The sequence below is a fragment of the Microbacterium sp. GCM10027623 genome, from assembly GCF_042666935.1.
Lineage (GTDB): Bacteria > Actinomycetota > Actinomycetes > Actinomycetales > Microbacteriaceae > Microbacterium.
The window spans coordinates 588973-607723 of sequence record NZ_JBHTHE010000002.1 but is presented as its reverse complement, the minus strand read 5'-3'; the positions used below and the strand labels follow the sequence as shown (position 1 = coordinate 607723).

Below are 18751 nucleotides of genomic sequence, written 5' to 3'. Positions count from 1 at the left end.
AGTCTAGCGAGCCTCCGCACTCTCCGTTCGCCATGCGTCGATCAGAGCGAGCTCCTCGCTGCGCGCGAGCCCGGAGCGCCGTTCGCGATCCACACCGCGCGCCCGCTCGTCGTCCAGCACTCGGCGGATCGTCTCCTCGAGCGGTCGCAGCACGCCCCCGGCCGCGCGGTAGCCGTCGTTGCTGCGCCGGGTGAATCCCGGCATGTCGGCGGGCAGCCACAGCGGGAGCGAGCGCGGTCCCATCCAGTACTGCACCCCGTGCTGCTCGAGCCAGGCGTCCGGCGCCTCGACCAGCTCGCCGGAGTGCCCGACAAGAGCCCGGACGCGCTCCAGCAGGTCCCGGAAGGGATGCACGTCGCCGTTGGCGTTCACGATGCCGCTCCGCCCCTCGACGGCGAGGAACTCGGCGAGGTCGTCGACGTCGATGACCTGCACGAAGCGCTCACCGCGATCGGGGACGAGGATCGGCCCGGAACCGGCCCGCTCCGCCGCCGCCGTCCAGTACCCGAACCGGTCGCTCGGGTCGCCGGGACCGGTGATGAGCCCCGGTCGGACGATGAAGGCGCGATCGCCCAGTGCGCCGACCGCCTGCTCTGCGGCGACCTTCTCGCGTCCGTAGTCGTACTCGTCGCCGTCCTGTGCGGGTTCGAGCAGGCGGCCGGTCTCGTCCAGCCCGATGGTCTCGTCCTCGTCGTAGACGGACATCGACGACACGTACGTCCAGTGCGCGGCTCGATCGCCGAGGGCCTGCACGGCGTCGCGGACGTGACGCGCGTGCGACGAGACGTCCACGACCTCGTCCCAGTGCTGGCCGTCCAGGGCGTCGTAGGCGCCTCGGTCGCGGTCCCCGCGCACGAGGACCGTCCCCTCCGGCGCCGGGCGCCCTCCGCGTGCCACGCACGTGACCTGCGCCCCGGCGTCACGCCAACGCTCGGCGATCCGTCCCGAGAGCCATCCTGTTCCGCCGAGCACCAGCACATGAGTCATGTCGCCCATGCCAACACGATCCCGCAGCAGACGGAAGCGAATCAGCCGACAGCGAAGCGCAGCTCACCAGGGCATCGGGCGATCCGGTCCGCGTCTGCTGTCATCCGGCAGGTGCGGCAGGTACTCGCCGCCCGCACGGATGCACAGCCAGCGAAGCTCACCAGGGCTGTCCGGCAGCGCGCGCCACGTGCGCCAGACGCCCTGGCCGACGCGGACCACCGTGCCCTCCGTGACCTCCACGACGTCGTCGTCGAGCCCCATCTGCCCGCGACCGCCGAGGAACACGTACAGCTCCTCGATCTTCTCGTGCACGTGCCAGTAGCCGGCCTGCTCTCCGGGCACGAGGGCGTTGGCGGTCATGCCGATGTACTGCATCGTCAACTCGTGGTCGACCACACGCCGCCCGTCGCGGGAGCGCGCCTCGTCGAAGCCGCCGTGAAAGGCCCGCCAGTCCTGCAGCGCGCCGATCTCGGTCACCTGATAGTCGCTCATCGCCTCTCCTTCCGCGGCCGGACGGGCCGCATGGGGCACGAGCCTACGCCGCGGAAGGAGCGGGGTCAGTCGCGGATGCTCGCGCCGTGCCGCTCCGCCGCCGCGGCGACCCCTGCGAGCTTCGCCTCCGTGGCCTCGGCCGCGGTGAGGGTGCGGTCGGGGGCGCGGAAGCGCAGCGCGAACGTGAGGCTCTTCTGCCCCTCGTCGAGGCCGGTTCCGCGGTAGTCGTCGACCAGGGTGGCGGATTCCAGGAGCTCGCCCGCGCCCTCGATGAGCGTCGTGCGCACGTCGGATGCCGGCACCGCGACGTCCACGACCAGCGACACGTCCTGGGTGGCTGCGGGGAAGGTCGACAGCGAGGCCGCGACCACGCGCTCCCCCGCCAGCGTGAGCACGCGGTCCAGGTCGAGCTCCAGCACGATGGCGCGCCCGGGCAGATCGGCATCCGCCGAGACCCGCGGATGCAGCTCGCCGACGTAGCCGATCTCCTCGCCGTTCACGCTGAGGACGCCGGCACGACCCGGATGCAGCGCGGCACGGCGGGTCTGCGCCACGTCGATGCCGACACCGGCCGCGACGCCGATGACGCGCACGGCGTCCAGCGCATCGCCGAGGCCCGCGGGTTCGGCGGCGTGACCCGGCTGACGCGGCGTGATGTTCCCGGTCAGCAGCACTGCCACGTGACGCGGCTGCGGCGGGATGGCCCCGTTCAGGGCGGCGAGCGTCTCCGCGCTCGGTCGCTGCGCCAGCGGCGGGATGAAGTCCGTGCCGTAGACGACACCCTCCTCGGGCGTGAAGACGGCGCCGGTCTCGAAGATCGCCAGATCCACCAGGCCGCGGGAGATGTTGCGGTGCGCGGTCTGCAGCAGACCGGGCACCAGCGACCGCCGCAGGAACGGGGCCTGGCCGTCGAGGGCGTTCGCCAGCCGGATGCTGGGCAGGTGCTCCCCCGTGGCGGAGCCGTGCAGGTCGTTCTGCTCCTCGGTGGTGAAGGGGAACGCCGGTGTCTCGACGAAGCCCGCCGCGGCCAGGGCGTCCGCCACCCGCTTGCGTCCCTGCTGAAGAGCGGTGTACCCGCGCCCGGAGGGCGGCGTCGGCAGCACGGACGGGATGCGGTCGAGCCCGTGGATGCGGGCGACCTCCTCCACCAGCGTCCACTTGTCCGTCAGGTCAGGGCGCCAGCTCGGCGGGATGACGTGCCAGCCGGCCTCGGAGACGGTGGTGACCTCGGCGCCGATCATCTCCAGGGCGCTCGTGATCTCGTCGTCCGTGTAGTCGACGCCGATCAGTCCTTGGGTGAACCCGCGCGGCAGGTCGATGCCGGCGATGTCGACCTCGGCGAACAGCGCCCCGCCCTCGTCGGTGAGCGTGCCGCCGGCGAGCTCGACCATCAGGTCGGCGACGCGGCGCGCCGCGACGAACGGGATCAGCGGGTCGACGCCGCGCTCGAACCTCTTGGAGGCTTCGCTGGGCAGCTTGTGCCGGCGAGCCGTGCGGGCGATCGTGACCGGGTCGAACGTGGCCGCCTCGATGAGCACGTTGCGGGTGCTGTCGCTCATCTCGGTGGTGCCGCCGCCCATGACGCCGGCGAGACCGATCGGGCCGGAGCCGTCGGTGATCAGCAGATCCTCGGTGTGCAGGGCGCGCTCGTGGCCGTCGAGCGTGGTCATCCGCTCGCCCTCGGTCGCGCGGCGCACGACGATGCCGCCCTGCAGCTTGTCGAGGTCGTAGCCGTGGATCGGGTTGCCGAGCTCCAGCATCACGTAGTTGGTGATGTCGATGAGCACACCCAGTGAGCGCATGCCGGCCAGCCCCAGACGCGCGATCATCCACGGTGGGGTCGGACGGGACGGGTCCACGCCGCGCACGACGCGGGCGACGAACTCGCGGGCGCCGACGTTGCCGCGGATCGGGTTGCGGTCATCGACCGTGATCGAGAAGCCGGAGCCGGGCTGCAGCTCGGCGAAGTCGCGCAGGCCCGGGTCGCGGAAGGTCGCACCGGTGGCGTGCGAGTACTCGCGGGCGAGGCCGCGCAGCGAGAAGGCGTAGCCGCGGTCCGGGGTGACGTTGATCTCCACGGCCACGTCATCCAGGTGCAGCAGGGCGATCGCATCCGCGCCGACCTCGGGGTCCAGCCCCAGCGTGGACAGCACGATGATGCCGTCGTGCTCGTCGCCCAGGCCCAGCTCGCGGGCCGAGGCGATCATGCCGTCGGAGACGTGACCGTAGGTCTTGCGCGCGGCGATCGGGAACGGGCCGGGCAGCACGGCGCCGGGCAGGGTGACAACGACCTTGTCGCCGACGACGAAGTTGTGCGCGCCGCAGACGATGCCGCGGACGTCTCGACCGGTCCCTGAGTCTGTCGAAGGGCCGACGTCGACCTGGCACCAGTTGATGGTCTTGCCGTTCTTCTGCGGCTCGGGCGTGATCTCGAGCACCTGCCCCACGACGACGGGACCGGAGATCGCGAAGCGGTGGATGTCCTCCTCTTCGAAGCCGACCGACACGAAGGACGCCAGCACGTCCTCCGGCGTCGCATCCGCTGCGACTTCGACGTACTCGCGCAGCCAGGAAAGCGGAACGCGCATCACACCACCATCCCGAACTGCTCGCTGAAGCGCACATCGCCTTCGGCCATGTCGCGCATGTCCTTCACATCGCTGCGGAACATGAGGGTCCGCTCGATGCCCATGCCGAACGCGAAACCGCTGTACTCCTCGGGGTCGATGCCCGCGGCGCGCAGCACGTTCGGGTTCACCATCCCGCAGCCGCCCCACTCGATCCAGCGCGCCCCGCCCTTGAAGGTGGGGTGCCACAGGTCGAGCTCCGCGGACGGCTCGGTGAACGGGAAGTAGTTGGTGCGCAGGCGCGTCTTGGCCTCCGGCCCGAACATCTGCCGCGCGAAGTGGTCGAGCGTGCCCTTGAGGTGCGCCATCGTGATGCCCTTGTCGATGACCAGGCCCTCGAACTGGCTGAACACCGGCAGGTGGGTCGCGTCGAACTCGTCGGTGCGATAGGTGCGCCCAGGGCACAGCACGTAGATCGGCAGGTCGCGGTCGAGCATCGACCGCACCTGGACGGGGCTCGTGTGCGTGCGCATCACCAGGTGGCGCGCCGCCGGGTCGACGTAGAAGGTGTCCTGCTCCTGACGGGCGGGGTGGTCCTCGTCGAAGTTCAACGCGTCGAAGTTGAACCACTCGTGCTCCAGCTCGGGTCCCTCGGCGATCTCCCATCCCATCCCGACGAAGACGTCGCAGACCTGCTCCTGCAGCAGCGTGAGCGGGTGACGGGAGCCGACGCGCGCGTGCGACGCGACAGCCGTGATGTCGACGCGCTCGGCCTCGAGGCGAGCGGCGATCTCCGCCTCGGCGAGCTCGGCCTCCTTGGCGGCGAGCGCCTGCGTGACCCGGCCCCTGCCCTGTCCGACGAGCTTGCCGAATGCCGCCTTGTGCTCGGGCGCGACCTGACGCATCGAGGCGTTCAGCACGGCCAGCGGAGAGCCCTCGGCGACGTGCGCGGCGCGGGCGGCCTTCAGCTCTGCGATATCGGATGCCGCGGCGATCGCCGCGAGCGCGGCGTCGACGGCGGACTCCACCGCCTCCGGGGTGATCTGGGGTGTTTCGGGAGAGTCTGACACGAGAGACGAGTCTACCGGCGCGGGAACGTGGCCCCCGCGCCGGGTCACGCCGCGGCCGCGGCGATGCCGTGAGGGACCGATGCCGCATCCGGAAGCGCATGCGCGACGTGCTCCTCACGACGGCCGATCACCGGGGACTCGAACCGCATCGCACACGACACTCGCCGGTAGGATCGGCCACGACACCGACCCACAGAACGAGGTACGACAGAATGACCGATGCGCAGATCCCGACGACGGAGAGCATCCAGCTGACATCCGCGCCGGCCCCTTATGTGCTGGCGATCGACATCGGTTCGGGATCCACCCGCGGCTGCCTGTACGACGCGTACGCGCGACCGATCAAGAAGCGCCTCATCAAAGCCGATCATGCGTTCACCGAGGCGGCCGACGGAACGGCGGAGGTCGATGCCGACCAGATCGTCGACGAGGTCGCCGAAGTCATCGACGGCGTTCTGGAGGGCATGGATCAGGGCTTGGTGCGCGCCGTGGTGATGGACACGTTCGCCTCCTCGCTGGTGTGCGTGGATGCCGACGGCGACGCCCTCACACCGTGCTTCACCTACGCCGATTCCCGTTCGTCCGCGCACCTCGCGAAGCTGCGCGAACAGCTGGATGAGAAGGCCGTGCATCAGCGCATCGGCGCGCGACTGCACACCAGCTACCACCCGCCTCGGATGCTGTGGCTGCAGGACGAGTTCCCCGACGAGTTCGCCCGCACGGCGAAGTTCCTCTCGCTCGGAGAGTACGTCTACGCCAAGCTGGCGGGCATCGAGGGCGCCGCGACGTCCACGATGGCATGGGCGGGCATCCTCAACCGGCACACCTGCGAGCTGGACGACGAGCTGCTGGAGGCCGTCGGCGTCGATCGCAGCAGGTTCGCGCCCATCGTCGACCCGTCCGACCCCATCACCGAGGTCTCCCCCGAGGTGGCGCGCCGCTGGCCCGCTCTGGAGGGTGCCGCCTGGTTCCCGGCCGTGCCCGACGGGTACGCGTCGAACATCGGCGTCGGGGCGGACGAGCCCGCCACTGCGGCGATGTCGGCGGCGACCTCCGGGGCGATCCGGGTGATCGTCGACGGCACCCCCGAGGTGCTTCCCGAGGGGCTCTGGGCGTATCGGGTCTCCCGCTCCCAGTCCATCGTCGGCGGCGCCCTGAACGACGTGGGGCGCGTGACCCTGTGGCTGCAGAGCACGCTGGCCCCGCTGTCCTACGAGGAGATCGACGAGCTGCTGCGTGCGGAGCCCGCCGAGGGGACACCGCTCGTGCTGCCCTTCCTCACCGGTGAGCGTGCCACGGGCTGGGCGGGCGATGCGCGGGCCGTGCTCGCGGACGTGTCGTCGGCATCCGGGCCCCGCGAGCTGTGGCGCGGCGCCGTCGAGGGCATCGCCGTCTCGTACGCCCGGGTGTTCGAGCAGCTGCTCGAGGTGAATCCCGACATCACCCGCGTGATCGCGTCCGGTGGGGTGACCGGCGCCTACCCCGCTTTCATGAGCCCCGTCGCGCAGGCTCTGGGGTTCCCGGTGCAGGTCGTCGAGGTAAAGCGCGTGACCATGCGCGGCGCGGCGGCCCTGGCCCTCTCGGTGCTGCAGGCCGACCATCCGCTGGCGAGGATCCCGGAGACGAGCGTGATGGAGCCGGATGCCGGCCAGCGGCCGTACTACGAAGACCTGCGTGCGCGCTTCAGCGACCTGTACGACGCGGTGATCGCGCACTGACCATCGCGAGCTGACGCAGACGGGCCGGGACATCCTGTGGATGCCCCGGCCCGTCGCCCCCTCCGGGCTTGATGCGGATCAGAAGCCGGGCGCGTTGCCCTGGTCGAACTTGCCGCTGCCGCGCTGCATGGCGATCACCTCGGTGACCGTCGAACCATCGTGCATGCGGGGATCGCCGCCGCCGGCATCCGGGGTGTACCCCTTGAGCTTCGGCGAGTGCCGTGTCTTGATCTCGAGCCACTTCGCGATGCCGGAGAGGATCAGGCAGAGCACGATGTAGATGCCGCCGATGATGAAGGCGGACTGCAGGATCGGACGGCCCTGCTGCGAGCTGAGCAGCTTGGCGTAGTACAGCAGCTCGGGGTAGGTGATGATGAAGCCGAGGGCGGTGTCCTTCAGCGTCACGACGAGCTGCGCGACGATCACGGGGAGCATGGCGCGGATGGCCTGCGGCAGGAGGATCAGCTGCATCACTCCGGACTTGCGCAGACCGATCGCGTACCCCGCCTCCTTCTGCCCACGCGGGAGCGACTCGATGCCGGCGCGCAGCACCTCGGCGAGCACCGATCCGTTGTACACCATGAGGGCGAGCACGACGGCCCAGTACGGGTCCATCTTCACGCCGACGACGGGAAGGCCGTAATACAGCAGCATCATGAACACCAGCACCGGCACCGCGCGGAACAGCTCCGTGATGACCGTCACGGGCACACGGACCCAGGCGTGCTCCGAGAGCCGGCCGATGGCCAGGACGAAACCCAGCACCAGGCTCAGCACCGCGGCGAGCGCGAAGGCTCCGAGCGTCTGACCGAGCGCTTTGAAGATGCTCATCCACACGTTGCTGAACGTGAAGACGTACCACTTCTGCGGTGCGAACTGCCCCATCACCACCATGCGGTAGAGGATGAAGCCGATGACGCCCAGCACGACCACGACCGTGAGCACGGCCAGGATGCGGTTGCGAGCGATCGCCCGAGGGCCGGGCACGTCGTAGAGTACGGAGCTCATCGTGCGATCCTCCATCGCTTCTCGAGATGCTGCTGCACGGCACTGAGGGCCAGCACGAGCACGACGAACACGACGGCGACCCAGAGCAGGACCTCCATCGGGTTGCCAGGGCGGTCCGGTGCGTCGTTGATGGTCGCGCGCAGGGCGGCCAGCTCGGCGATCGAGAAGCCGGCTGCGACGGTGGTGTTCTTCAGCAGCGCGATGAACACGCTCATCATCGGCGGTACGACCGAGCGGAATGCCTGCGGAAGGATGACGAGGGTCATGACCTGCCCGAACGGCAGGCCGATGGCACGGGCCGCCTCCGCCTGGCCGACCGGCACGGTGTTGATGCCCGCGCGCAGCACCTCGGCGACGTAGGTGGCCGTGTAGATGCCGATGGCGAGGATGCCGAGCGTGGTGTTCGAGAGGTCGGGCAGTCCGAGCTGGGGATAGCCGAAGACGAAGAAGAAGAAGACGAGGGTCAGCGGGGTGTTGCGGATGATGTTCACATACCCGGTGCCCACAGCGCGTGCGATCGGCACGGGCGAGACCCGCATGGCGCCGACGATGATGCCCAGCACCAGCGCGATCAGTCCGCCGATGAAGAACACGATCAGGGTGTTCCCGATCGCCTCTCCCCACAGGTCGAGGTTGCCGAAAATGACGTCCACGCGCCTCCCCTTCTCAGTACGGTCCAGGGCGGCTCCCGCAGGAGCCGCCCTGGATGGCGATCAGTACGCGTCGACCTCGGGCTGCTCGACCTTGATCCCGGACTTGCCGAGGTTCTTGTCGAAGATCTTCTGCCAGGTGTCGCCGCCGTCGGTGAAGAGCTCGTTGATGTGCGCACGCAGTGCGTCATCGCCCTTCGTGAGACCGACGCCGTAGCGCTCCTCGGTGAACAGGCCGCCCGTGACCTGGACCTCGTCCGGGTACATCGACGCATAGCCGATGAGGATCGCCTGGTCGGTGGTGACCGCGTCGACCTTCTTGTCGATCAGATCCTGCACGCAGGCGGAGTACAGGTCGTACTCCTGCGTCTTGATGTCGGGGAAGTTCGCTTTGATGTTCTGGATCGGCGTGGAGCCCGTCGCCGAGCACACCGTCTTGCCGTTGAAGTCCTCGAGCTTGGTCGCCTCCGGGTCGCCCTTGCGGATGAGCAGGCCCTGGCCGGTGATGAAGTACGGACCGGCGAAGTCGATCTGCTCCTTGCGCTTGTCGGTGATCGAATAGGTGCCGACGTAGTAGTCGATGTCGCCGTTCACGATCGACTGCTCACGGTTGGCCGACGCGATCGGCTTGAACTCGATCTTGTCGTCGCCGTAGCCGAGCGAGGCGGCGATCCAGCGGGCGATGTCGACGTCGAAGCCGCTGCGCTCACCGGTCGTCGCGTCGAGGAAGCCGAGACCGGGCTGGTCCTCCTTGACGCCGATGGTGACCTTGTCGGCCTTCTTGATGGCGTCGAAGGTAGGGCTGCCGTCGAGCGTGACGTCACTCGCCACCTCGAACAGTGCCGAGTCGCCGCCGTTGTCGGCTCCATCGTCCCCGGTGCCTCCGCCGGGGGCAGCCGGGCTGCCGCTGTTGCAGGCGGTGAGGGCGAGCAGCGCCGCCGCCGCGATTCCGATTCCAGCGAGTGCTCGTGTGCGTCGCATGGGTTTCTCCTTCGTGTGCTGTGATTTGCAGGTCAGTGGGTGAGGAGCTTGGAGAGGAAGTCCTTGGCGCGGCCGCTCTGCGGTCGCAGGAAGAAGTCCTCGGGAGTCGCCTCCTCGACGATCTGTCCGTCGGCCATGAACACCACGCGGTTCGCGGCCTTGCGCGCGAAGCCCATCTCGTGGGTCACGACGATCATCGTCATGCCCTCCTTGGCGAGGCCGACCATGACGTCCAGGACCTCGTTGATCATCTCGGGGTCCAGCGCACTGGTGGGCTCGTCGAAGAGCATCACCTTCGGGTGCATGGCGAGGGCGCGGGCGATCGCCACACGCTGCTGCTGTCCGCCGGAGAGCTGAGCGGGCAGCTTGGAGGCCTGCTGCGCCACGCCGACGCGTTCCAGCAGCGCCATCGCCTCCTTCTCCGCGTCGGCCTTCTTCAGGCCGCGCACCTTGATCGGACCGAGCGTGACGTTCTCGAGGATCGTCAGGTGGGCGAACAGGTTGAACGACTGGAAGACCATGCCGACCTCGGCGCGCAGATCTGCGAGGCCCTTCCCCTCGGCCGGGAGGGTCTTGCCGTCGATCCGGATCTCACCGCTCGTGATCGTCTCGAGGCGGTTGATCGTGCGGCACAGCGTCGACTTTCCCGAACCCGACGGTCCGATGACGACGACGACCTCTCCCCGATCGACGGTGAGGTTGATGTCCTTCAGCGCCTGAAAGTCGCCGTAGTGCTTCTGCACGTTCTCGACGACCACGAGGGCGTCTCTGCTCTCTGCCATTCCTCAACACTAGAGCAGTGCCCGGATGCTCCGAGAACACCCCGCGGACTTTACCTATTCGTAACCGAAGTCGACGCGTCCGATGCTTCGGCCCGCTGAGCGAATGCGCTCTCGTACAGGCAGACGCTGGCGGCGGTCGCGAGATTCAACGACTCCGCGCGACCGAAGATCGGCAGTTTCAGCGCGTGGTCGGCGAGACCGAGCATGTCGTCGTCGAGACCGTGCGCCTCGTTGCCGAACAGCCACGCGGTCGGCTCGGCGAGCACGCCGCGGGCCCGGGCCTCGAGGAGGTCGTCTCCCTTGACGTCGGCGGCGAGCACCGTCATCCCCGCCGCATGCGCGCGGGAGACCACGTCGGTCAGGTCTCCGCCTACGGAGATCGGCAGGTGGAACAGCGAGCCGGTGGTGGAGCGGACCACCTTGGGGTTGTAGGGGTCGACCGTGCGGCCCGTCAGCACGACGGCGTCCGCCCCGGCGGCATCCGCGGCGCGGATGATCGTGCCGAGATTGCCGGGGTCGCGAACCTCTTCGCAGATGGCGACCAGGCGCGGGGATGCGGCGAAGATGTCGCGCACCGACGTCGGTGTCTGCCTGGCCACCGCGACGATCCCCTGCGGCGTGACGGTGTCCGCCATGGCGGTCAGGACGCTCTCGGTGACGTACTCGACCTCGAGGTCGATCTCGGCGGCGAGGGCGCGCACGTCGGCGTGCTTCTCCCACGCCGTCGGCGTCGCGAACAGTTCGACGACGGCGGCGGGGAGATAGTTCAGCGCCTCCCGGACGGACTGCGGTCCTTCGAGCAGGAAGAGACCGGTCTCGGTCCTCGCGCTGCGCTTGGTCAGCTTCGCGACGGCACGGACTCGGGGAGAGCGGGGGTTCTCGAGCACGCCCCCAGTCTAGAGGGGGTTCACCATACGAGACGGGGGCCTCCCCGGAGGGAGGCGCCCGTCTCGTGAGCGATCGAATCGATCAGGCAGCGGCCTTCGGAGCGTTCACGTCCGAGGGAAGGGCCTTCTTCGCGACCTCGACCAGCGATGCGAACACGGCGGGGTCGGTCACGGCGAGGTCGGCGAGCATCCGGCGGTCGACCTGCACACCCGCGAGACCCAGTCCCTGGATGAAGCGGTTGTAGGTGATGCCGTTCTGGCGGGCGGCGGCGTTGATGCGCTGGATCCACAGACGGCGGAAGTCGCCCTTGCGCTTGCGGCGGTCCCGGTACGCGTAGACGAGCGAGTGGGTGACCTGCTCCTTCGCCTTGCGGTAGAGGCGCGAACGCTGACCACGGTAGCCCGAGGCCCGTTCGAGGATGACGCGACGCTTCTTGTGCGCGTTTACCGCGCGCTTGACTCTAGCCATTTTCCTGTATTCCTATTCGTACGTTCGAGCGCTCAGCGACCGAGAAGCTTCTTGGCGACCTTGGTGTCGGCCTTGGAGAGGACCTGGTCCTGGTTCAGGCGACGCGTGCGGCGGCTCGACTTGTGCTCGAGGTTGTGGCGCATGCCGGCCTGCTGCTTCTTCAGCTTTCCGCTGCCGGTGATCTTGAAGCGCTTCTTCGCACCCGAATGGGTCTTCTGCTTCGGCATCTTCTCTTCCTTCGTATGGCGCCTGGATGGGCGACGGTGGGTGACCCGCACGAGGCGGGAGCTGTGGGGCGGCTCAGGCCGCGGATTCGTCGGTCGGCGCGTTCGCGTCGCCCGAAGAGGACTTCGCGTCGCGCGAGGCCTGCTTGTGCGCGGTGCGGACCGCGTTCTGCTCGGCCTTGGCCTCGGACTTGTTCTTCAACGGCGCGACGACCATCACCATGTTGCGGCCGTCGATCGTCGGGTTCGACTCGACGACACCGAGTTCGGCCACGTCCTCGGCGAACTTGCGCAGCAGACGCACCCCCTGCTCGGGACGCGACTGCTCGCGGCCGCGGAACAGGATCATGGCCTTGACCTTGTCTCCGGCCTTGAGGAAGCCCTCGGCGCGCTTGAGCTTGGTCGTGTAGTCGTGCGCCTCGATCTTCAGGCGGAAACGCACCTCCTTGAGGATGGTGTTCGCCTGGTTGCGGCGTGCTTCCTTCGCCTTCTGCGCGGCCTCGTACTTGAACTTGCCGTAGTCCATGATCTTGACCACGGGCGGCTTGGAATTCGGGGCCACCTCGACGAGATCGAGATCTGCCTCCTGGGCCAGACGCAGCGCTGCCTCGATGCGGACAACACCGATCTGCTCACCCGCAGGGCCGACGAGGCGGACCTCGGGGACGCGGATGCGCTCATTGGTACGGGGATCGCTGATGCGGAACTCCTTAGACGTGGTTTCGGCCTGCGAGACGCTGTCTGCGTATCGAGCGAAATCGGAGTTCTCCCCACCCACCGATGCACGAGAGACACCGGCTTGCAACCCTTTCCACCGGAATCCGGCGGGGTGCAGAACCCGGTAGCCTGGAACGGCAAGCGCGGGTGGGAATGAATCCTCTTTCGTACCGGAGCATGACACTCCGGAGCCCGCAGAAGTCTACCAGAAAGCATCCCGAAGTGACGATTCCTGCAGAGCACGCCGATGACCGCCACGAGCGATGGGCGGAGCAGGAGCAAGCGGCGACCGCGGCAACGCGCGACATCGCCGATGTCCCCGCCGTCGAGGTGATCACCACGACCTCGGTGCACCTGATGAGCGCAGCGGCCGTGAAACTGGGCCTGGCCGATGACCCGGACGCGCAGCTCGACCTCGACGAGGCCCGCAAGCTCATCAACGCGCTCGCCGGGCTCATCACCGCCGGCGCCCCGGAGATCAGCAACGCGCACGCGCGTCCGCTGCGCGATGGACTGCGCTCCCTGCAGCTCGCGTTCCGCGAGGCCTCCCCCATCAAGGACGAGATCGGCAAGGGTCCTGGCGAGAAGTGGACCGGGCCGGTCAGCTGAGCGCGCTGCCCGGCTGCATCCGCTCGGCACAACTCCGCAGATCTGCACGACTCCGCAGACTCCGCCCGTGATCCTGCGGAGTCGTGCAGATCTGCGAGGTCGTGAGGCGGGCGGATGCCGGTTCAGCCTGCGGAGCGCGTGAGCCTCACCGTCAGGGAGTCGACGAGCACGGCCATGCGGTCATCCGCCGCCCAGCGCTGAGCGAGGCGCGCGAGCACCGCATCCAGCGTCTCGCGGTCCAGCCCGTCGATCAGCTCGAGCGTCACGATCAGCTCGGGCCCGTGCATCCTGGCATCCGGATCCCCCGGCGCGACCGCGACGTCGATCACGGCCAGCTCGTGGGCGATGCTCTCGCGCAGCGCCGTGAAGACCTCCGGCGAGAGGAAGCTCGGCTCCCAGGCCTGTTCCTGCGCGACCGCCCACACCGCGGGTCGCCGCAGCACGAACTCGGTGTCGGATGCCGGGTCCAGGACGATCAGGTCGGTCTCCTCGCTCGACGCCGACAGCGCCACGCGCACCGCGGGGACGGGGATCGGCCGCGCCGCGGCATCCCACCGGCGCATCGTTTCCACCGACGAGAACGCCGGCTGCACGCGACGGCCGTCAGGGGCGGCGACCGTGACGATCGACAGCTCCTGCGTCTTGTCGACCTTCAGTCCTGTCGGCCCCACGCCCTCGTCGCCCTTCTCGGCGACCAGGGGCACCAGCACGCGGGCGGAGCGGAACGCGTCGACGACCTCGACCTGCGATCCGCTGCCGGAGCGGAAGCGCAGCAGCGCGTCGAGCAGGGCGGGATCGGCGGAGCCGTCGTCACCCGAGGCGGGGTTGGCCTGGAAGCTGCGCCCGGCCCACGGGACTCCGGCCGAGTCTGCGTCATTGGGCGGGTCCGACGGCACCGCTGCCGGGCCATGGTCGCAGGCGTCGTCAGTCGCCCGCGACATCCAGCGCCTCTGCGAGCGTGAACTGCCCGGCGTACAGGGCCTTGCCGACGATGGCCCCCTCGACGCCCAGCGGGACCAGCTCGCGCAGCGCGGCGATGTCGTCGAGGTTCGAGACACCGCCGGAGGCGATCACGGGCTTCGGCGTGCGCGAGGTAATCTCGCGCAGCAGGTCCAGGTTCGGTCCGCGCAGCGTGCCGTCCTTGGTGACGTCGGTGACGACGTAGCGGCTGCAGCCGGCCTCTTCGAGGCGCTCCAGCACCTCCCAGATGTCACCGCCGTCCTTCGTCCAGCCGCGCGCCGACAACGTGGTGCCGCGCACGTCGAGCCCCACCGCGACGGCCTCGCCGTAGCGGCTGATCACATCCGCGGCCCACTCGGGGTTCTCCAGCGCGGCGGTGCCGAGGTTGATGCGGTTGGCGCCGGACTCCAGGGCCGCCTCGAGCGTGGCGTCGTCACGGATGCCGCCGGAGAGCTCGATGTTCACGCCGCGGTACTGCTTGATGACCTTGCGCAGGATGCCGGCGTTGCTGCCGCGCCCGAAGGCCGCATCCAGGTCCACCAGGTGGATCCACTGGGCGCCCTGGTCGACCCACTCGCCGGCGGCGTCGACAGGGTCGCCGTAGTTGGTCTCGGTGCCGGCCTCGCCCTGCGTGAGACGGACTGCCTTCCCGCCCGCGACGTCGACCGCAGGGAGGAGGATCAGCGAGGGAGACTGTGCGAAGTCGTTCATGACATCCTTGGTTCGGGTCCGTCCGCTGCGTGCGGACACGATTCCTGAGACTAGTCCGCCCTGATGCCGGGTTCAACACGGCGGACCGCGTGTGACCTGCGGGGAGCCCGGGTCAACGATTCACCGGCCGGTCAGACCAGGGAATCGACCCAGTTGCGCAGCAGGCGGATGCCGGCCTCGCCGGACTTCTCGGGATGGAACTGCGTGGCCGACAGCGGCCCGTTCTCGACCGCGGCGAGGAAGCGCTCCCCGTGCGTCGCCCAGGTCACGGCGGGCTGCGGGAACGGCGCGATGACGTCGAGGTTCCATGCGGTCGCCGCGAACGAGTGCACGAAGTAGAAGCGCTCGTCCTCGACCCCGCGGAACAGCACACTGCCCTCACCGGCCTCCACCGTGTTCCAGCCCATGTGCGGCAGGACGGGCGCCTGCAGTTCGGTGACGACTCCCGGCCACTCCCCCAGGCCCTCGGTGTCCGTGCCGCGTTCGACGCCGTGCTCGAACAGCACCTGCATGCCCACGCACACGCCGAGCACCGCGCGCCCGCCCGCGAGACGGCGTCCGATGATCTCGTCACCGCCGTGCGCGCGCAGTGCCTCGGCGACGGCGGCGAACGCGCCCACACCGGGCACGAACAGTCCGTCGGCCTCCTGCGCGGCCTTCCGATCGCCGCTCAACTCGACATCGGCTCCGGCCGCGGCCAGGGCTTTGACGGCGGAGTGGACGTTCCCCGACTCGTAGTCGAAGACGACGACGCGGGGTGCGCGTGTCACAGGGCGCCCTTCGTCGACGGAATCCCCTCGACCAGAGGATCGACGGACTTGGCCTGACGGAACGCGCGGGCGAAGGCCTTGAACTCCGCTTCGGCGATGTGGTGCGGGTCGCGTCCGCCGATCACTCGGACGTGCACGGTGAGGCCCGCGTTGAAGGTGATCGCCTCGAACACGTGACGCACGAGCGAGCCGGTGAAGTGGCCCCCGATGAGGTGGAACTCGAATCCGGCGGGCTCGCCCTCGTGCACGAGATACGGACGGCCCGAGATGTCGACGACGGCCTGTGCCAGCGCCTCGTCCAACGGCACGAGGGCGTCGCCGTAACGGGAGATGCCCGACTTGTCGCCGAGCGCCTCCCGGATGGCCTGTCCGAGCACGATGGAGATGTCCTCGACGGTGTGGTGCGCGTCGATGTGCGTGTCGCCCGCCGCGCGGACCGTGAGGTCGGTGAGCGAGTGCTTCGCGAAGGCGGTGAGCATGTGGTCGAAGAACGGCACCGAGGTGCTGATCTCGCTGCGGCCCGTGCCGTCGAGATTCACCTCGACCTCGACGGTGGACTCCGACGTGCTGCGGGTGCGCTGTGCGGTGCGGGGGCTGGTGCGGGGGTCGCTCATGACGGTGATCCTATCGACGCGAGGGCTTCGAGAAAGGCGGTGGACTCGGCCTCGGTGCCGGCCGTGACCCGCAGGTGGCCGGGGATGCCGACATCGCGGATCAGCACACCGCGGTCGTACAGCGCCTGCCAGACGGCTTTCGGGTCGTCGACGCCGCCGAAGAGGACGAAGTTCGACCAGGAGGGGTGCGGCAGGTAGCCGAGGGCCTCGAGGGTGGCCGAGATGCGATCGCGCTGCTCGACGATCTCGTCGACCATCCGCAGCATCGTGGCGGAGTTGCGCAGCGCCGCCGTGGCCGCTGCCTGGGTCAGGGCGCTGAGGTGGTACGGCAGGCGTACCAGTCGCAGCGCGTCGATGAACGCCGGATCGGCTGCCAGGTAGCCGACGCGCGCGCCCGCGAAGGCGAATGCCTTGCTCATGGTGCGGGAGACGGCCAGCCGCGGGCGCCCGGGAAGCAGGGAGAGCGCGGATGCGGCGTCCTTGGGTGCGAACTCGTGGTACGCCTCGTCGACGATGATGATCCCGGAGGCTGCGTCGTAGACCGCCTCGATGACGTCCAGACCCAGCGGAGTGCCGGTCGGGTTGTTCGGCGAGCACAGCAGCACCACGTCGGGCGCAGCGGCCCGCACCTGCGCCGCGGCGCTCTCCGCGTCGATCGAGTAGTCGTCCTCACGGACGCCCGCGACCCACTTCGCGCCGGTGCCCTGCGTGATCAGCGGGTACATCGAGTACGTGGGCGCGAAGCCGAAAGCGGTCCGGCCGGGCCCCGCGAAGGCCTGCATGATGTGCTGCAGCACCTCGTTCGACCCGTTGCCCGCCCAGATCTGGTCAGGGGAGAGCCCGTGTCCGAGGTACTCCGCGAACGCCTCGCGCAGCGCCGTGAACTCCCGGTCGGGATAGCGGTTCACCTCGCTCAGCGCGAGGGCGACGTCATCGAGGATCTCGCTGACGACGGCATCCGGGACCGCATGCGTGTTCTCGTTGACGTTCAGCGCCACCGGCAGAGGCGCCTGCGGCGCGCCGTACGGGGTGAGACCGCGGAGGTCATCGCGGAGGGGCAGCTGGTCGAGGGAGATCACCCTTCCCATCGTAGGGCGAGGCGATCGGAACGATCTCCGAATGACGGGATCAGTGCGAGTACTGCGTGGGGATCGCGATCTCGGAGCCGGCCTGAATCCCTCCCCCGCTGAGGTTGTTGAGCCGTTTGATGTCGTCGATCACGTCGCGCGGGTCGGCATCCGGAGCCGCCTCGGCCGCGATGGACCAGAGGGTGTCGCCGGGGAGCACGGTGACGTAGTCGAACGACGTCGGTGCACTCTGCTCGCCCGAGGCGAGTGCCGAGCCGCCCGCCAGCACCGAGAGGGCGATGCCCGCGGCGAGCGGAGCCGCTGCCGCGGCCGCGAGAACACGACGCCCGCGGACGGTCAGTCGCAGGGTGGTCCGGCGCACCGAACGCCCGCCGGCACCGGTGGACTCGCGACCGATCGCGGGGCTCTGGATGCTGATGGTGCTCATGGGTGCTCCTCTGGGTTCCTGCCGCCGTCTCGCCGGCGGAAGTGGTGCAGCTTTCGCATCCGGCATCCGGCCGGGGATGCCGGATGCGAAGCTACGTTCCGAATCTATCTTCGATATCGAACATCTGTCAACGATTCTTCGAACATTCACCCGAAGAAGTGCCGACACGCTCGAACGGATCTTCCGTTTTCCGTCGAAAACCGGATACGGTTTCGATAAGGACAGCCCACCATGGGCCACCGACATTCGAACCGGATGCCCGCGAGGACGCGGATCGGCACCGGCTGGAACGCATGAAGGAGCACCCGATGAGCGATACCCCTCCTCCCGCATCCGAGGCTCCGCGCACTCGTCGGCGCAAGAGCCTGAGCGCGAAGCAGATGGCGATCCTGGAGGTCATCCAGACCTCGATCGCCCGGCACGGCTACCCGCCGAGCATGCGCGAGATCGGCGACGCCGTGAACCTGAAGTCGCTGTCCAGCGTGACGCACCAGTTGGGTCAGCTGGAGCTGAGCGGCTACCTGCGCCGCGACCCGGGGAAGACCCGCGCCATGGAGGTGCTGATCGATCTCCCCGGTACGAGCACCGAGAACCCCGCCGACACCGCGCCCGCCGTCGGCGATGCCGCGCTGGTCCCGCTGGTGGGCCGGATCGCCGCCGGCGTGCCGATCACCGCCGACCAGCAGGTCGAGGAGATCTTCCCGCTCCCCCGGCAGCTCGTCGGCAAGGGCGACCTGTTCATGCTGAACGTCAGCGGCGAGTCGATGATCGACGCCGCGATCTGCGACGGCGACTGGGTGGTCGTGCGCTCGCAGAACACCGCCGAGAACGGTGAGATCGTCGCGGCGATGATCGACGGCGAGGCGACGGTGAAGACCTTCCGCCGTCGTGACGGCCACATCTGGCTGCTGCCTCGCAACTCGGCCTTCGAGCCGATCCTCGGCGATGACGCCGTGGTGCTCGGCAAGGTGGTGGCGGTGCTGCGCGCCGTCTGAGATCCGCCCACCCCGCACGCACGAC

21 protein-coding genes are annotated in these 18751 nt (G+C 69.0%); 3 read left to right on the top strand and 18 right to left on the bottom strand.

Features of this window, described 5'->3' with window-relative positions; all coding sequences use genetic code 11:
* Nucleotides 1–3: 3 nt before the first annotated feature.
* The 4 genes from ACFQY2_RS10245 to pheS all read right to left on the bottom strand — a co-directional run bounded on the left by ACFQY2_RS10245 (nt 4) and on the right by pheS (nt 5116).
* A complete protein-coding gene (locus tag ACFQY2_RS10245) occupies nt 4–996 on the bottom strand; it encodes an NAD-dependent epimerase/dehydratase family protein (RefSeq protein WP_378745676.1) in 993 nt (330 codons plus the stop codon).
* Between the two features lie 54 nt (nt 997–1050).
* On the bottom strand, nt 1051–1479 hold the full coding sequence (locus tag ACFQY2_RS10240) for a cupin domain-containing protein (protein WP_378745675.1): 429 nt from the start codon (nt 1477–1479) through the stop codon (nt 1051–1053).
* 65 nt (nt 1480–1544) lie between these two features.
* The gene (gene pheT, locus ACFQY2_RS10235) at nt 1545–4067 is read right to left on the bottom strand and encodes a phenylalanine--tRNA ligase subunit beta (protein ID WP_378745674.1); all 2523 of its coding nucleotides are present in this window, start codon (nt 4065–4067) and stop codon (nt 1545–1547) included.
* Nucleotides 4067–5116 carry a phenylalanine--tRNA ligase subunit alpha gene (gene pheS / locus ACFQY2_RS10230; protein WP_378745673.1) on the bottom strand — a complete coding sequence of 350 codons (1050 nt, stop codon included), beginning with the start codon at nt 5114–5116 and terminating at the stop codon, nt 4067–4069. Before pheS ends, pheT begins: the two co-directional genes overlap by 1 nt.
* A 212-nt stretch (nt 5117–5328) precedes the next feature.
* On the opposite strand from pheS, the gene ACFQY2_RS10225 reads away from it, so the two are divergent.
* A complete protein-coding gene (locus tag ACFQY2_RS10225) occupies nt 5329–6834 on the top strand; it encodes a gluconokinase (protein ID WP_378745672.1) in 1506 nt (501 codons plus the stop codon).
* Nucleotides 6835–6912: 78 nt separating this feature from the next.
* Here the strand turns inward: ACFQY2_RS10225 and ACFQY2_RS10220 are convergent, their stop codons facing one another.
* From ACFQY2_RS10220 to infC, 8 genes are all read right to left on the bottom strand, one after another.
* Nucleotides 6913–7842: an amino acid ABC transporter permease gene (locus ACFQY2_RS10220; RefSeq protein ID WP_378745671.1), complete on the bottom strand. Its 930-nt coding sequence runs from the start codon at nt 7840–7842 to the stop codon at nt 6913–6915.
* The gene (locus ACFQY2_RS10215) at nt 7839–8495 is read right to left on the bottom strand and encodes an amino acid ABC transporter permease (RefSeq protein ID WP_378745670.1); all 657 of its coding nucleotides are present in this window, start codon (nt 8493–8495) and stop codon (nt 7839–7841) included. The genes ACFQY2_RS10220 and ACFQY2_RS10215 overlap by 4 nt, the downstream gene beginning before the upstream one ends.
* Nucleotides 8496–8555: 60 nt before the next feature.
* Nucleotides 8556–9473 (bottom strand): glutamate ABC transporter substrate-binding protein, encoded by a 918-nt coding sequence (locus ACFQY2_RS10210; protein WP_378745668.1) that lies wholly within the window; start codon nt 9471–9473, stop codon nt 8556–8558.
* A 32-nt stretch (nt 9474–9505) separates the two neighbouring features.
* Nucleotides 9506–10255, bottom strand: coding sequence for an amino acid ABC transporter ATP-binding protein (locus tag ACFQY2_RS10205; protein WP_378745667.1), 750 nt, complete (start codon nt 10253–10255; stop codon nt 9506–9508).
* A gap of 50 nt (nt 10256–10305) precedes the next feature.
* A complete protein-coding gene (locus tag ACFQY2_RS10200) occupies nt 10306–11142 on the bottom strand; it encodes a TrmH family RNA methyltransferase (RefSeq protein WP_378745666.1) in 837 nt (278 codons plus the stop codon).
* Between the two features lie 82 nt (nt 11143–11224).
* Nucleotides 11225–11611, bottom strand: a complete 387-nt coding sequence (rplT, locus tag ACFQY2_RS10195; protein ID WP_378745665.1) for a 50S ribosomal protein L20 — start codon at nt 11609–11611, stop codon at nt 11225–11227.
* Nucleotides 11612–11643: 32 nt separating this feature from the next.
* A complete protein-coding gene (rpmI, locus tag ACFQY2_RS10190) occupies nt 11644–11838 on the bottom strand; it encodes a 50S ribosomal protein L35 (protein WP_017828564.1) in 195 nt (64 codons plus the stop codon).
* Between the two features lie 73 nt (nt 11839–11911).
* A complete protein-coding gene (infC, locus tag ACFQY2_RS10185) occupies nt 11912–12535 on the bottom strand; it encodes a translation initiation factor IF-3 (protein WP_378746157.1) in 624 nt (207 codons plus the stop codon).
* Between the two features lie 239 nt (nt 12536–12774).
* On the opposite strand from infC, the gene ACFQY2_RS10180 reads away from it, so the two are divergent.
* Nucleotides 12775–13161 carry a DUF1844 domain-containing protein gene (locus tag ACFQY2_RS10180; protein ID WP_378745664.1) on the top strand — a complete coding sequence of 129 codons (387 nt, stop codon included), beginning with the start codon at nt 12775–12777 and terminating at the stop codon, nt 13159–13161.
* A 122-nt stretch (nt 13162–13283) separates the two neighbouring features.
* On the opposite strand, the gene ACFQY2_RS10175 is transcribed toward ACFQY2_RS10180, so the two are convergent.
* The 6 genes from ACFQY2_RS10175 to ACFQY2_RS10150 form a co-directional block, all read right to left on the bottom strand.
* Nucleotides 13284–14102 carry an SseB family protein gene (locus ACFQY2_RS10175; RefSeq protein WP_378745663.1) on the bottom strand — a complete coding sequence of 273 codons (819 nt, stop codon included), beginning with the start codon at nt 14100–14102 and terminating at the stop codon, nt 13284–13286.
* Entirely contained in the window at nt 14086–14832 is a 747-nt protein-coding gene (gene priA, locus ACFQY2_RS10170) for a bifunctional 1-(5-phosphoribosyl)-5-((5-phosphoribosylamino)methylideneamino)imidazole-4-carboxamide isomerase/phosphoribosylanthranilate isomerase PriA (protein ID WP_378745662.1), read from the bottom strand. Before priA ends, ACFQY2_RS10175 begins: the two co-directional genes overlap by 17 nt.
* A 131-nt stretch (nt 14833–14963) precedes the next feature.
* Entirely contained in the window at nt 14964–15602 is a 639-nt protein-coding gene (gene hisH / locus ACFQY2_RS10165; protein WP_378745661.1) for an imidazole glycerol phosphate synthase subunit HisH, read from the bottom strand.
* Nucleotides 15599–16216: an imidazoleglycerol-phosphate dehydratase HisB gene (gene hisB, locus ACFQY2_RS10160; RefSeq protein ID WP_378745660.1), complete on the bottom strand. Its 618-nt coding sequence runs from the start codon at nt 16214–16216 to the stop codon at nt 15599–15601. Before hisB ends, hisH begins: the two co-directional genes overlap by 4 nt.
* Nucleotides 16213–17295, bottom strand: a complete 1083-nt coding sequence (locus tag ACFQY2_RS10155; protein ID WP_378745659.1) for a histidinol-phosphate transaminase — start codon at nt 17293–17295, stop codon at nt 16213–16215. Before ACFQY2_RS10155 ends, hisB begins: the two co-directional genes overlap by 4 nt.
* Nucleotides 17296–17344: 49 nt before the next feature.
* On the bottom strand, nt 17345–17731 hold the full coding sequence (locus ACFQY2_RS10150) for a LysM peptidoglycan-binding domain-containing protein (protein ID WP_378745658.1): 387 nt from the start codon (nt 17729–17731) through the stop codon (nt 17345–17347).
* Between the two features lie 308 nt (nt 17732–18039).
* Here ACFQY2_RS10150 and lexA point away from each other — a divergent pair, with 308 nt between their 5' ends.
* Nucleotides 18040–18726 (top strand): transcriptional repressor LexA, encoded by a 687-nt coding sequence (lexA, locus tag ACFQY2_RS10145; RefSeq protein ID WP_378745657.1) that lies wholly within the window; start codon nt 18040–18042, stop codon nt 18724–18726.
* The last annotated feature ends 25 nt before the right edge of the window (nt 18727–18751 follow it).